General features: G+C 72.3%; 16 protein-coding genes and 1 pseudogene. 14 read left to right on the forward strand and 3 right to left on the reverse strand.

Features of this window, described 5'->3' with window-relative positions; translation table 11 throughout:
* Window positions 1–8 precede the first annotated feature (8 nt).
* The 6 genes from SVTN_RS03705 to SVTN_RS03730 all read left to right on the forward strand — a co-directional run bounded on the left by SVTN_RS03705 (window position 9) and on the right by SVTN_RS03730 (window position 3920).
* A complete protein-coding gene (locus tag SVTN_RS03705; protein WP_041133520.1) occupies window positions 9–1163 on the forward strand; it encodes an SRPBCC family protein in 1155 nt (384 codons plus the stop codon).
* A gap of 123 nt (window positions 1164–1286) precedes the next feature.
* Window positions 1287–1727, forward strand: a complete 441-nt coding sequence (locus SVTN_RS03710; RefSeq protein WP_425428942.1) for a gas vesicle protein — start codon at window positions 1287–1289, stop codon at window positions 1725–1727.
* Window positions 1728–1731: 4 nt separating this feature from the next.
* Window positions 1732–2538, forward strand: coding sequence for a GvpL/GvpF family gas vesicle protein (locus SVTN_RS03715; RefSeq protein ID WP_041127786.1), 807 nt, complete (start codon window positions 1732–1734; stop codon window positions 2536–2538).
* A complete protein-coding gene (locus tag SVTN_RS03720) occupies window positions 2535–2774 on the forward strand; it encodes a gas vesicle protein (protein ID WP_041127787.1) in 240 nt (79 codons plus the stop codon). Before SVTN_RS03715 ends, SVTN_RS03720 begins: the two co-directional genes overlap by 4 nt.
* A 70-nt stretch (window positions 2775–2844) precedes the next feature.
* On the forward strand, window positions 2845–3234 hold the full coding sequence (locus SVTN_RS03725) for a gas vesicle protein K (protein WP_099055276.1): 390 nt from the start codon (window positions 2845–2847) through the stop codon (window positions 3232–3234).
* A 125-nt stretch (window positions 3235–3359) separates the two neighbouring features.
* Complete coding sequence (locus SVTN_RS03730) at window positions 3360–3920, forward strand: hypothetical protein (RefSeq protein WP_041127788.1); 561 nt, start codon at window positions 3360–3362, stop codon at window positions 3918–3920.
* Between the two features lie 74 nt (window positions 3921–3994).
* On the opposite strand, the gene SVTN_RS03735 is transcribed toward SVTN_RS03730, so the two are convergent.
* A complete protein-coding gene (locus SVTN_RS03735; RefSeq protein WP_041127789.1) occupies window positions 3995–4666 on the reverse strand; it encodes a nucleotidyltransferase family protein in 672 nt (223 codons plus the stop codon).
* Window positions 4663–4917 (reverse strand): hypothetical protein, encoded by a 255-nt coding sequence (locus SVTN_RS03740; RefSeq protein WP_041127790.1) that lies wholly within the window; start codon window positions 4915–4917, stop codon window positions 4663–4665. The genes SVTN_RS03735 and SVTN_RS03740 overlap by 4 nt, the downstream gene beginning before the upstream one ends.
* 324 nt (window positions 4918–5241) lie before the next feature.
* Between SVTN_RS03740 and SVTN_RS03745 the strand changes: the two are divergent.
* The 3 genes and pseudogenes from SVTN_RS03745 to SVTN_RS03755 all read left to right on the forward strand — a co-directional run.
* A pseudogene (locus SVTN_RS03745) lies at window positions 5242–5700 on the forward strand (SRPBCC family protein); the annotation flags it as partial.
* 277 nt (window positions 5701–5977) lie between these two features.
* A complete protein-coding gene (locus tag SVTN_RS03750; RefSeq protein WP_041133523.1) occupies window positions 5978–6943 on the forward strand; it encodes a TIGR03557 family F420-dependent LLM class oxidoreductase in 966 nt (321 codons plus the stop codon).
* Window positions 6944–6954: 11 nt separating this feature from the next.
* The gene (locus SVTN_RS03755) at window positions 6955–7656 is read left to right on the forward strand and encodes an HAD family hydrolase (protein WP_041127791.1); all 702 of its coding nucleotides are present in this window, start codon (window positions 6955–6957) and stop codon (window positions 7654–7656) included.
* Between the two features lie 4 nt (window positions 7657–7660).
* Here the strand turns inward: SVTN_RS03755 and SVTN_RS03760 are convergent, their stop codons facing one another.
* Window positions 7661–8671 carry a DNA topoisomerase IB gene (locus SVTN_RS03760; protein WP_041127792.1) on the reverse strand — a complete coding sequence of 337 codons (1011 nt, stop codon included), beginning with the start codon at window positions 8669–8671 and terminating at the stop codon, window positions 7661–7663.
* Between the two features lie 148 nt (window positions 8672–8819).
* Between SVTN_RS03760 and SVTN_RS03765 the strand changes: the two genes are divergently transcribed.
* The 5 genes from SVTN_RS03765 (at window position 8820) to SVTN_RS03785 (ending at window position 13639) form a co-directional block, all read left to right on the forward strand.
* Entirely contained in the window at window positions 8820–10052 is a 1233-nt protein-coding gene (locus tag SVTN_RS03765; protein ID WP_174518227.1) for a cytochrome P450, read from the forward strand.
* Window positions 10053–10124: 72 nt separating this feature from the next.
* A complete protein-coding gene (locus SVTN_RS03770) occupies window positions 10125–10694 on the forward strand; it encodes a DUF6328 family protein (RefSeq protein WP_245727434.1) in 570 nt (189 codons plus the stop codon).
* A complete protein-coding gene (locus SVTN_RS03775) occupies window positions 10691–10942 on the forward strand; it encodes a hypothetical protein (protein WP_041127793.1) in 252 nt (83 codons plus the stop codon). The genes SVTN_RS03770 and SVTN_RS03775 overlap by 4 nt, the downstream gene beginning before the upstream one ends.
* Window positions 10939–11721 carry a metallophosphoesterase family protein gene (locus SVTN_RS03780; protein WP_041127794.1) on the forward strand — a complete coding sequence of 261 codons (783 nt, stop codon included), beginning with the start codon at window positions 10939–10941 and terminating at the stop codon, window positions 11719–11721. Before SVTN_RS03775 ends, SVTN_RS03780 begins: the two co-directional genes overlap by 4 nt.
* A 130-nt stretch (window positions 11722–11851) precedes the next feature.
* Window positions 11852–13639 (forward strand): thiamine pyrophosphate-requiring protein, encoded by a 1788-nt coding sequence (locus SVTN_RS03785; protein WP_041127795.1) that lies wholly within the window; start codon window positions 11852–11854, stop codon window positions 13637–13639.

Genomic DNA, 13639 nt, shown 5'->3' on the forward strand with positions numbered 1-13639 from the left:
CGCAGAAGATGCTGGAACGGAATCCCGGAGCCAATCGCCTGGCGGAGGAGTTCGAGTCCTACCTGCAAGCACGTCTCGAGCGGGCGCTGACGGGCGTGGGGCACCGCATCGGCAGCGCGGCGGAAAAGGTGGGAGCGGCAAGCATCCACCCGCGCGACCTCCTCCACGGCGCCGGCGATCAGGGCAGGAAACTGGTCGAGCACGTGACGCCCGGCAAGGCGTCACTCGCCTCGACCGCATCCCACATCGCGGGCACGGCTTCCCAGGCCAAGGACAAGCTGTCCCATGCCAAGGACACTGCCGCGCACGCCAAGGACGCACTCGTCGACAAGGTGACTCCTGATGGCTCGGACGAGCCGCACTCGTCCGCCACGAACGCGGGCCACAAGAGCCTGAAGATCATCGAGGACATCGACGTCGGGGTTCCGGTCGAGGAGGCGTACGACCAGTGGACCCAGTTCCAGGAGTTCAGTCGGTTCGCCAAGGGTGTGGTCTCCGTCGACCAGGAGGACGACACGACCACGCAGTGGCAGGTGAAGGTCGCCAAGGCGACCCGTGCCTGGAAGGCGACCATCACCGAGCAGGTCCCCGATGAGCGCATCGCCTGGACCTCGGAGGGGGCCAAGGGCACGACCAGGGGTGTGGTCACGTTCCACCCGTTGGGCGAGAACCTGACCAAGGTCCTCCTCGTCATCGAGTACTACCCCAAGGGAATCGTCGAGAAGGCGGGCAGTCTCGTGCGGGCGCAGGGCCGTCGGGCCCGGCTCGACCTCAAGGCGTTCCGCACGTTCGTCATGCTGAAGGGCGAGGCGACCGGAAGCTGGCGTGGGGAGATCCACGGCGGCAAGGTGGTCGCCGGCCCCGACGAGGACGAATCCCAAGCCGGGCACGAGCCCGGGGAGGACTCGGACTCGGAAGAGGAGGACGAGGCGGACGAGGCGGACGAGTACGACGAGGAAGAGGAGGAGCCTGAGGAGCCGGAGGCCCAGTACGAGGACGACGAGGAAGACGAGGAAGAAGAGGAGCCTGAGGAGCCAGAGGCCCAGTACGAGGACGACGAGGAAGACGAGGAAGAAGAGGAGCCTGAGGAACCGGAGGCCCAGTACGAGGACGACGAGGAAGCGGACGAGGAACCCCGCACCCGTCGGAGCCGTAAGAGCTGACACCCAGGGAGCGAGGTCGAATCCGTCGTGGCTGCATCGGACCCCGCCGGCCCCTCGGCAGCGCGTTCCCTGTCGCCGTACGGGCAGACACAGGGCGCGAACCTCGCGGACATCCTTGAACGGGTGCTCGACAAAGGCATCGTCATCGTCGGGGACATCAGGATCAACCTGCTCGACATCGAACTGCTGACCATCAGACTCCGGCTTCTGGTCGCCTCCGTCGACAAGGCGAGGGAGATCGGGATCGACTGGTGGGAGAACGACCCGGCCCTCTCTTCACGGGCCGAGCCCAGACGGGAACTGGAGGAGGAGAACGCTCGTCTGCGTGCCGAGGTCGAGGCGCTCCGCGCGCGGCCCCGCTCCCGCTCCGAACTTCCGGAGGGCGGGACGAGCCGCCGACGGCGTACGTCCGCGCCGGATACGGAACGCAAGGACGCGGCACCCGAGCGCAAGACCAGGCGACGGGAGGCGGAAACCAGGAAACGGCGCGCCCCCGCAGACGCAGACGCGGACGTGGACGTGGACGCGGAGACCGACACCGAGCCGGAGAAGCGCCGGGACTGACGCCATGGACGAAGAGCTCAGCTACGCGTACGCCGTCGTGCGTCCCACCGCAGCCCTGCCGGAGGGCCCCTTGACCGGTGTCACGGGCGTGGCCTCGGGAGCGGTGCGGCTGGTGGGTGCGGGGGCGGTGGCGGCCGCAGTCGGTTCCGTGCCCCGGGACGACTTCTCCGAAGCGGCACTGAAGGTCCACCTGGAGAACCTGGACTGGCTCGAGCGCGTCGCGCGGGCGCACCACGGTGTCGTGGAATTCCTCGCGGCGCACACCACGGTGCTGCCCCTGCGGCTCGCGACGGTCTACGTGGACGACGACCGGGTGCGCGACGTACTGCGCCGCGGTCAGGAAACCTTCACGCGCATGCTGAACCGGTTCGCCGATCACGTGGAATGGGGGGTGAAGGTCTACGCGGAGATCCCCCGGGGCCCTGCCGCACCCGAGGAGGCCGACACTGCGGTCTCCGATCCCGGGCGGACCTACCTGCGCCGGCGCCGGCAGCAGCGCGAGGACCGCGGGGCCGCCTGGTCCGCTGCGGCGGAGGCGGTGCGCAGGATCGAGGCGGAGGCCGGCCAGATCGCCGTGGAGTGGGCGCGGCACCGTCCGCAGCAGGGTCAACTGGCGGTGGGTACCGGGGAGAACGTCGCCAACGACTCCTACCTCGTGCCGGGCAGCCGGTCCGAGGAGTTCCGCGAGCGCGTCCGGCGTTCGACCCAGGAGCTGCGCGGCGTACGAGTCGAGATCACCGGGCCCTGGGCGCCCTACTCCTTCGCGGTGCTCCCGGAGCCGGAAGCGTCGGAAGAGGGGCCCCGACCGTGACGGCTCACGACGAAGCGGCGCTCGCGCAGCGGCAGGTGGCCCTCATCGACCTCCTGGACCGGCTCCTGAGCGGAGGCGTCGTCCTGACCGGCGACCTGGTCCTGTCCATCGCGGACATCGACTTGGTCAGGATCGCTCTGCGTGCCGTCATCGTCGGCGTCCAGGAGGACGACCGGTGGGGCCTCACCATCCGCGGCCACGGACCGGAGGGAACCAGCGGTGAGCGAGCCCCCTGACCGCACGAGCGACGCCGGGCCCGACCGTGGGCGCGAGATCGCCGACGCCACGCCCGACCGACGGCGCGAGATCGCCGACGCCACGCCCGACCGTCGGCGCGAGGTCGCCGACGCCGCGCGGCGTGCCTTCGCCCTGCTGCCGGCGCGCGCGGACGAACTGCCGGCCGTCGACCGCCGGACACACCAGCCCGCGCGCCGTCTCCGCGCGGACCCGGAGACCGTGGAGCGGGACCTCGTCACCCTCGTGCTGACCATCGTCGAGCTGCTGCGCCAGCTGATGGAACGCCAGGCCCTGCACCGCGTGGACCAAGGCGATCTCACCGAGGATCAGGAAGAGAGGCTGGGTCTGACGCTGATGCTCCTCCACGACCGGATGATCGAACTCTGCGAGCACTACGGCCTGACCCTGGAGGACCTCAATCTCGACCTCGGCCCTCTGGGCACGCTCCTGCCGCCCTGACGGTCCGTACGACACGGCCGGAGTCCGGCGCGGCGGCCCGTCGAAGGGGGCCGTCGGCGGTTTCGCCATGACGTCGGTGGGCAACCGCCGGGGCAAAGGCCCGTCACAGTCAAGGGGGCCGGGTCATGTCCACAGGAACACTTCTGGCCATCGTCATCCCCGTCGTGGTGGTGATCGTCCTGATCGCGCTGGCGATCTTCCTGGACCGCCGGCGGCGGCGTCGGCTCCGCGAGCGGTTCGGCCCGGAGTACGAGCGCACGGTCGACGAGGCGGGTGGTCGGCGAGCTGCCGAGTACGACCTCGGCGCGCGGGAGGAGCGGCACGAGTCCCTCGACATCCGGCCGCTCGACGCCGACTTGAAACAGCAGTACTCGCGCGAGTGGAGCGGAGTGCAGGAGCACTTCGTCGACCGTCCGGAGTCGGCCGTCCACGAAGCGGACCGGCTGGTGACCGATCTCATGCGGGAACGCGGCTACCCCACGGACGACTTCGAGCAGCGGGCCCGGGACCTGTCCGTCGAGCACGGCCGCACCCTGGGGCACTACCGCGCGGCGCACGAGGTCGACCAGTTGGCGTCCGACCACCGGGCCACCACCGAGCAACTGCGCGGGGCGATGATCCATTACCGGGTCCTCTTCGACGAACTGCTCTCCGACGGAGACCGGCCCGGCTCCGGCCGGTCCTGAGAGGCGGACGCCGGTCCTGACAGGCGGACACGGCGCCCGTGCATGCGGCTCGGCGTCGCACGCGGGGCCCCGCGTCATGAGCCGTTCCGCCGCGGCAGTACGTCCAGCAGTTCGAGCAGGTACAGGAAGGCCTCGGCCATCGGGGCGCCGGCGGTTTCCTCGCGCACCCGCTCCCACTCGATCCGTTCGCGCAGTCCCCGTGCCAGCGGCAGCAGAGGACCGAAGTCGCAGTGGTGCTCGGAGAGTGCGAGGAGACGGCAGGCCATGAGGTCGGTCGGCGCGATCACCGGCATGTGCACGGAGTCCACCGGCAGGATCTGCGCACGGGCGAGGAGTTCGCTCGTGACCGGCCGCCCGGCGAGGGAGAAGATCAGGTCGATCTCCTCCCCGCCCATGCGGGCCTTGACGAGCCAGTCCTCGGGCGGGTCGACGATCCGTACGCCGCGCTCCCGGAGGGACTCAACGACGGCCTCTGCGTCCTCGCGCAGGAGCGCGAAGTCCGTGTCGTGCTGGAGCGGGACGGGGATGCCGTGCGCGTATGCGGCGACACTGCCCACCAGGGCGAACGGGCACCCCGATGCCTTCAGTACGGCTCCCACCTCCTTCGTCGTCTCCAGGATCGCCTGCGTGTGGTCGGGCGGGAGGGCCGAGGGCGTCGCGTCGGACGCGCGAGCCCGCGCCGGGTGCGGGGAGGGTTCCGATCCGCTCACCGTCAGGTGCGCGGCGGCGCCTTCTGTGAGATTCATGGTCCGTTCCTCTCCTCGCGGCTGATCGCGATGGGCCCCGTGAACCCGACGGCCTCGAAGGCCGCCGTCTCCTCGCGGCGCGCCCGTACGAGACACGGATCGTCGCCCGCCCGTGCCCACGCGGACACCAGACCGTGCCCGCCGTCCGCGCCGTCATCGGGACGGCCGAAGACATGGCACACCCCCCAGGCCCGCAGGCCGTCGAGGAGTACGTCCCCGCCGGTCGCCCGCCCCCTCGCCCGTTCCCTCACGGCCGTGGCAGGGGGGAGCGCGGGGCGTTCTCGTTCGGGGAAGCAGACATCACCCACACCACCCATCGGCTCGGACCGCGTCGGTACGTCGCGACTGCCCCGGCCCCCGGTTCCGAATCACGCCCGGCAGGCGCGGATCACCACGAGCTCCGCCGACAAGTCGGCCGTACCCCGTCTGTACGTGCCGACAGCGGGTAGTCGCGGCGATGAGGCACGACCGGAAGGAGGCGGGCCCGGCACGCCGGGTTCGGGGCCGCCGCCCGCTGATGCCGGTCCGGGACACCGGATCCCGAAGTGCCCCGACGACATGAAGGAGGCCTGACCATGAGCAAGGTGGAGCAGACGATCGATGTGGACGTGCCCCTGCGGAGCGCGTACGACCAGTGGACGCAGTTCGAGGAGTTCCCGCGCTTCATGGAGGGCGTCGAGGACGTCCGGCAGATCGACGCCCGGCACTGCCACTGGCGGACCAAGGTCGCCGGGGTCCGGCGGGAGTTCGACACCGAGATCGTCGACCAGCTTCCGGACCAGCGCATCGCGTGGCGCACGACGGGAGGCGACGTACGGCAGATGGGCGTCGTCAGCTTCCAGCCCCTGGACGAGGCGCACACCCGGGTGCGGCTCGCCATGGACGTGGAACCCGCCGGCATGGCGGAGAAGGCCGCCGACGCGATGGGCATGCTCGACCGCCGGGTCAAGGGCGACCTCAAGCGCTTCAAGGGCTTCATGGAGGAGCGCGGGGACGCGACCGGCGGCTGGCGCGGCCGGATCCGCCCCGAGGAGGCCGACACCGCGCCGACCGCGGGCGGCGAGCCCATGGGGACGGACATGTCCATGGGGCGCACCGACAAGGGTCCCGAAGCGATGAGGGAGGCACCCGGACCGGTGCCGATGCCCGAGCGGACACGCCCGACCCGCGAGACGCGGTCCTGGTCGCTGCCGTCCGACGACGAGCCGGACATGCCCTGACCGATCCCTTCCAGCACCGTGGCACGAGGGCCGGCTCCCCGGAGTCGGCCCTCTCCCGTTTCGGATGCCGCAGCCGTGGCAGTCGCCGGACATGATGCACATCGGGTACACGATGATGACCGAGCAGGCAGGCCCCCGTGAGCTGGTCGGACACGTGGTCGAGGCGGAGCGGGTCGGATTCGACTTCTCCGTGATCTCGGACCACTCCTTCCCCTGGCTGAGCTCACAGGGACACGCCCCGTACGCGTGGAGCGTCCTGGGAGCGGCGGCCCAGGCGACCTCGGAGATTCCGCTGATGACCTACGTGACCTGTCCGACCTTCCGCTACCACCCCGTGGTGATCGCCCAGAAGGCCGCGACGCTCCAGCTCCTCTCCGAAGGCAGGTTCCGGCTCGGCCTCGGCTCGGGCGAGAACCTCAACGAGCACGTCGTCGGCCGGGGCTGGCCCTCGGCGCGCGTGCGCCTCGCCATGCTGGAAGAGGCCACCGAGATCATCCGCGCCCTCTTCACGGGGGAGTACGTGACACGGCACGGCCGCCACTTCCAGGTCGACGACGCCAGACTCTGGGACGTCCCCGACACGACGCCGCCCCTCGGCATCGCGGTGTCCGGCCCCCTCTCCTGCGCACTCGCCGGGCGGCACGCCGACCTGGTGATCACCACGGAACCGAAACGCGAACTCCTCGACGCCTTCGACGCCCGGGGCGGCACGGGAAAGCCCCGCATGGGGCAGCTGCCCGTCTGTTACGACGCCGACCGGGACGCGGCCACGGCCCGCGCCCACGAACAGTTCCGGTGGGCACTGGGCGGCTGGCGCCTCAACGCCGAGCTCCCGCTCCCGGCGGGCTTCGAGCAGGCGTCCGAGCACACCCGGCCGGAGGACGTGGCGAAGAGCATCCCCTGCGGGGACGACGTGGAGGCCGTCGTGGAGGCGGCCCGCCCCTTCGCCGAGGCCGGGTTCACCGACCTCGCCCTCGTCCAGATCGGCGGCGCCCACCAGATGCCCTTCCTCCACTGGGCGGAGACGGCCCTGCTGCCCGCCCTCCGCGACCTGTAGGGAGCCCCGGCATGGACCGCGCCGCACTCTTCGACGTCGACGGAACCCTCGTCGACTCCAACCACCTGCACGTCGTGGCCTGGTGGGAAGCCTTCCGGCAGCACGGCCACCGGGTGGCGACGCACGCCGTGCACCGTGCCATCGGCCTGCCGGGCGCACAGCTCATCGACCACGTGCTCGACCGCTCCCGCGACCGGTCGGACGACGGCCGGCTCGGCACCGCCCACGACACCGTCTACGGCACGTTCCACGAGCGCCTCGAAGCCTTCGACAGGGCCGGTGACCTGCTACGGACGCTCGCGGGCGACGGCTGGAAGATCGTCCTGGTCACCTCGGCCAAGGACCGGGAGCTGGACGCCCTGCGCCGGGCCATCGACGCCGACGACGCCCTCACGGCCACCGCCTCCGCCGACGACGTCGAGGAGGGCAAGCCCGCCCCCGACCCGCTCGAACACGCCCTCTCGCTCGTCGGCGTGCCCGCCGACCGGGCCGTGTTCGTCGGCGACAGCGTCTGGGACATGAGGGCCGCGCGCCGCGCCCACGTGGTGTGTGCCGGGCTGCTGTGCGGCGGCATCCCACGCGCCGACCTCACCGAGGCGGGCGCCGTCGCCGTGTACGACGACCCGGCCGACCTCCTCGCCCACCTGCACACCAGCCCCTTCGGAACCGTCCGCGCCGGGACCGCCACGGCCGGGCGGTCGAGCGACGGGTAGCCGTTCAGCCGAGCAGGCGCAGCACCGCGCGCTCCACCGCGCCGCGGGTGGCCGGGTGCCCGAAGCCGCCGTCCTCTCCGAGGCGTTTCAGCGCCGGGGCGACCGTGACGCCCTCCTCGAAGCGTTCGACGACGAGCGGGTCGATGTACGAGGCCCGGCAGACCGCGGGCGTGTTGCCGAGGTAGTCGCTGACCTCCCGGACCGCCCGCCGCTCCGCCTTCGCCCGCGCCGCCTGCGAGTCGTCCGCCACCGGCGACGAGACCGCGAGCGCGACGGCGGCGAGGACCGTGGCGTGCCAGGTCCGGAAGTCCTTCGCGGTGATGTCGTTCCCCGCGCGCTCCCGCAGATACGCGTTGAGCTCCTCCGCCCGGACCTCGTGCCAGGCCCGCCCCTCCCAGTACGCGAACAGCCGGTCGCCACCGCCGCGCCGCCGCAACAGGGCGCGGACGACCTCGTACGCCGGCGCGTCCACGAGGGCGCGGGTCTGCCGGCGGCCCGACTTCGCCGGATAGCCCAGGCAGATCTCCCCGCGTGTGCAGCGCGCGTGCTCGCGGAGCAGGGTGGTCAGGCCGTACGAGGAATTGTCCCGCCGGTACTGCTCGCCGCCGACGCGGAAGAAGCCGAGGTCGAGGAGGCGTACCGCGCAGGCGAGGACCCGGTCCCGGCAGAGACCGCGCCGGTCCAGGTCGCGCGTGACGGCCCGGCGCAGCCGGGGAAGGCTGCGGGCGACCTGCCGCACGTGCGCGTGCTTCGCCTCCTCCTGCCGGCGCCGGAACTCCTCGTGGTACAGGTACTGCCGACGGCCCGCCGCATCCGTGCCGACGGCCTGGATGTGCCCGTTGGGCCAGGGACAGACCCAGACGTCCCGCCACGCGGGAGGGATGACGAGCGCCACGACCCTGGCCCGGTCCTCCGGGCCCAGGGGTGCGCCGTCGGCGTCCAGGTAGCGGAAACCGCGGCCGTGGCGGACCCGCCGCCAGCCCGGCCGGTCCGGATCGCTCGTCCTCAGCCGCACTCCTCCACTGTGCCGCCGTACCGCTCCACGTGCCTCTCCCCGGAGCCGGGGGCGTGTGACCGCGCACGGTTCCGTCGGGGCTGCGGGCCGTACGCGGATCGTCCGGTACGCGCGCGTGCCGCCGCCTCGACGGGGTACCGCACCGGGCATGACCCCACTGATCCAGGACCGTACCGTCGCCCTGCTGCTCCAGGGATACGGCTGGCTGCCGGATCTGCGCCGCCGGGCGCCGAACGGCGACGTCGTCCGGACCCGGCTGCTCGGCCGGACCGCCGTCGCGCTGCACGGGCCCGAAGCGGTGCACTTCTTCTACGACGAAGGCCATGTCCGTCGCGCCGGCGCACTGCCCGGACCCGTGCTCGACACGCTGTTCGGGCGGGGCGCCGTGCACACCCTGGACGGCGCCGACCACCGCGTGCGGAAGGCGCTCTTCGTCGCCGGACTGACCGATCCGGCGGCCGTCGCCTCGTTCGTCGACCACGCCGAGACCGCCTGGCGGGCGGCGTTCGCCCCGTCCGGCGGGCGCGAGGTCGTGCTCTTCGAGGAGGCGGCGCTCGTGCTCGCACGGGCCGTCCGCGACTGGGCGGGGCTGCCGTACGACGACGGGGAGGTCGGCGGCCTGGCACGGGACTGCCTCGCCATGGTCGACGGCTTCGCCACCCCCGGCCCGCGGCATCTGCGGGCCCGCCGTGCCCGGTCCCGCCAGGAGGGCGTCCTCGCCCGTGCGGTCGAGGAGGCGCGGGGGTCGACGGTGTCCGCGGCGGACACGCCGTTCGCGGCGTTCGTCCGGCACCGGGATGCCGGCGCCGGCCTGCTCGACCTCCACACCGCCGCCGTGGAGCTCCTGAACGTCGCCCGCCCCGCCATCGCCATCGCCTGGTTCGTGGCGTTCGCGGGGCACGCGCTGCACCGGTGGCCCGAGACCCGGGAACACCTGCGCGACGACGGCCCCGGCGCCTACGCCACCGCCTTCGCCCACGAGGTCCGCCGGTTCTACCCCTTCGTGCCGTTCGTCGGCGGACTCGCCGCCCGTGACCTGGAATGGCGGGGCGAGCCGATCCCCGAGGACGCGCTGCTCCTCCTCGACGTGTACGGGCAGAACCACGACGCGGCCCTGTGGCCGGACCCGTACCGCTTCGACCCCGGGCGCTTCCTCTCCCGCCCGCCGCACCCGGACGCCCTGATCCCGCAGGGCGGCGGCGATGTCCACACCGGCCATCGCTGCCCCGGCGAGGACATCACGGTCGCCGTCCTCGCGGCCCTCTCGCGCGCACTGGCCCGGCAGGAGTGGACGGTGCCCCCGCAGGACCTGCGGATCCCCCTGCGGCGGATCCCGACCGCGCCCCGCAGCGGCTTCCGGATCGCTCTCCCGCCGGTCTGAACGGAAGTTTGCGGAGTCGCACTTCGGGCACCGCACCTCGCAGAACGGGACATGCCGAGCCGAGGAGGCGTCATGACCGCGACGAGGCGCCTGACGGAGGCCGAGTGGCACATCGTGGAGGAGACGGCGGCGGCGCACCGGCCACCGGCGCCGCACCCGCCGGAGGGTGCCAGGGAGCGGGTCAACAGACGCTGGCAGGAAGTCCTTCAGGAGACCCGGGTCGCCCAGACCGGCGTGCAGATCCTGTTCGGCTTCCTGCTGAGCCTCGCCTTCACCGTCCGCTTCCGTGAACTCGGCGGCTTCGACCGCGGACTGTACGTCGTCACCGTCGTCCTCGCCGCCTCCTCGACCGCCGCCCTGATCGCCCCGGTCTCCCTCCACCGCTGCCTCTCCGGGCTGCGGCTGAAGGAGGAGCTCGTGACCGCCGCCGGGCGGCTCATGGTCTGTGGCATGGTCCTCCTCGCCCTGACCGTCGCCTGCACGCTCATGCTCATCCTGAACGTGGTCCTCGGCGGCGCGCTGGCCGCCGGGATCGTCGTCGGCGGCGTGATGCTGTGGTTCGCCCTCTGCTGGTACGTCACCCCGTACCGCCTGCGGCGCAAGGCGCTGTCACGGATCCGGGACGGAGGAGGAGCGGGATGAACGCCGACGAGAGCGAGTACCGCATCGCCCGGTTCAGGGACCGGCTGGCGCGCGAGGACGTGGCCGAGCTCGGCGTGCGCGTCGAGGCCCGTGGCGAGACGGTCCTCCTGACGGGCACCCTCCCGACGGCCGACCGCCGCGACGAGATCCTCCGGCTCGCCGACACGGAGCTGGCCGGCATCCCGATCCGCGCGGACCTCCTCATCGCCTGCGCCGACCCTCCCGAGCGGTCCGAGGACCTGTCGTGACCTCCCGCGGCGAACGGAACGGCGCCGTCGTCCGGGTGGCGGCCGTGGGCGACATCCATCTGGGCGCGGACTGCCGGGGCCTGCTGCGCCCGTCCTTCGAGACCCTGCCGCTCTGCGCGGACCTGCTCCTCCTCGCCGGCGACCTCACCCGGCACGGCACCGTCCCGGAGGCGGAGGTGGTCGCCGGGGAGGTCCGCGACCTCGGCGTCCCCGTGGTCGCCGTGCTCGGCAACCACGACTACCACTCCGAGCAGGAGGCCGAGGTCACGCGGGTCCTCACCGACGCCGGGATCACGGTCCTGGAGGGGGACGGGGTGGTCCTTCCGGTGGCCGGCGGCAAGGTAGGCGTCGCCGGGGCGAAGGGCTTCTGCGGCGGCTTCGCCGGCCGCAGCGCGGGAGAGTTCGGCGAGCGCGAGATGAAGGACTTCGTCCGCAGCGCCCGCCGCGGCGCCGAAGGCCTGCACCGGGCCCTGGCCGAGATTTCCGCCGACGGCTGCGGGGCCAGGATCGCCCTGACCCACTTCGCGCCCGTGCCCGACACCCTCGCGGGCGAACCGGTCGAGATCTATCCCTTCCTGGGCAGCTACCTCCTCGCGGAGGCCATCGACGGGGCGGGCGCCGACCTCGCGGTCCACGGCCATGCCCACCTGGGCACCGAGCACGGCATGACGGTGGGCGGGGTGCGCGTCCGGAACGTCGCCCAGCCCGTGATCGGCAGGGCGTTCGCGCTGTACCACCTCCCGCTCGCCGACCCTGCGTCCGCCCCGGACCCGGCCTGATCCGAAGGACGGACCCCGGCCCCTCCCCCGTACCCGAGGGCGGGTTTCATCGCGGCGCCAGCGGTTAGCCGCGTCGTGAGGACCACCCGAGGCCCGGGACGCCAGGACCGCATGGTGAAGGAGTTGGGTGATGAAGGTTTCCGACTACGTACTGGAGCGGCTGCGTGACTGGGAGGTGTCCCACGTCTTCGCCTACCCCGGTGACGGCATCAACGGGCTGCTGGCCGCCTGGGGGCGCGCGGAGGACCGGCCGCGGTTCGTCCAGTCGCGGCACGAGGAGATGTCGGCTTTCGAGGCGGTCGGGTACGCGAAGTTCTCCGGCCGGACCGGGGTGTGCGCGGCGACGTCGGGGCCGGGTGCCATCCACCTGTTGAACGGCCTGTACGACGCGAAGCTCGACCACGTGCCCGTGGTGGCGATCGTCGGCCAGACCGATCGCAGCGCGATGGGCGGCTCCTACCAGCAGGAGGTCGACCTGGCCTGCCTGTACAAGGACGTGGCGTCGGAGTTCTGCGAGGTGGTCACCGTCCCCGCCCAGCTGCCGAACGTGCTGGACCGGGCGATGCGGGTGGCCGCCACCCGGCGCACGGTCACCGCCGTGATCATCCCGGCGGACGTGCAGGAGCTGGAGTACGAGCCTCCCTCGCACGCGTTCAAGCAGGTTCCCTCCAGCCTCGGCGCCCCCTTCTCCCTTCCGGTCCCGGCCGCGGAGGAGTTGGCGAGGGCGGCGGAGGTCCTCAACGCCGGCGAGAAGGTGGCCATGCTGATCGGGCAGGGCGCGCGCAGGGCCCGCACGGAGGTCCAGCAGGTCGCCGAACTGCTCGGCGCGGGCGTGGCGAAGGCCCTGCTCGGCAAGGACGCGCTGCCGGACACGCTGCCGTACGTCACCGGGTCGATCGGCCTGCTCGGCACCCGTCCCTCCTACGAGATGATGCGCGACTGCGACACCCTGCTCGTGGTGGGCTCCAGCTTCCCCTACACCCAGTTCCTGCCCGAGTTCGAGCAGGCCAGGGCGGTGCAGATCGATCTGGATCCGTCCATGGTGGGCTTGCGCTACCCGTTCGAGGTCAATCTGGTCGGTGACGCAGGCGAGACGCTGCGCCGGCTGATCCCGATGCTGGACCACAGGTCGGACGGCACGTGGCGCAGGACGATCGAGGACAACACGGCGCGCTGGTGGGAGGTGATGCAGCGCCGTGCCGAGGTCTCCGCGGACCCGATCAACCCCGAGTACGTCGTCCACGCCCTGGACGCGCTGCTGCCCGACGATGCGATCGTGGCCGCGGACTCCGGGTCGGCGGCGAACTGGTACGCCCGCCATCTGCGGATGCGCGGGGAGATGCGGGGCTCGCTGTCGGGCACCCTGGCGACCATGGGGCCGGGGGTCCCGTACGCGATCGGCGCGAAGTTCGCGCATCCCGACCGGCCGGCGATCGCGATCGTCGGGGACGGCGCCATGCAGATGAACGGCCTCGCGGAGCTGATCACCGCCGCGAAGTACCACCGGGAGTGGTCCGACCCGCGCGTCGTGGTCGCGGTGCTCAACAACCAGGACCTCAACCAGGTCACCTGGGAGATGCGCGCCATGCAGGGCGCCCCGCAGTTCGAGCCCTCGCAGGGCCTGCCCGACCTGCACTATGCCGACATCGCCCGGCAGTTGGGTCTGGACGGGGTGCGGGTGGAGCGACCGGAGGACGTGGAGTCGGCGTGGCGTCAGGCCCTCGCGGCGGACCGGCCGTTCGTCATCGACTTCCGCACGGATCCGGCGGTGCCTCCGATCCCGCCGCACGCCACCTGGGACCAGATCAAGGACGCGGCCCTGTCGGTCCTCAAGGGCGACAGCGACCGGGCGTCGGTGGTCCGGCAGGGCATGAAGGCGAAGATCCAGGAGCTCCTGCCCGGCGGTGGACGGGGCTGA

The organism is Streptomyces vietnamensis, from assembly GCF_000830005.1.
Classification (GTDB): Bacteria; Actinomycetota; Actinomycetes; order Streptomycetales; family Streptomycetaceae; genus Streptomyces; species Streptomyces vietnamensis.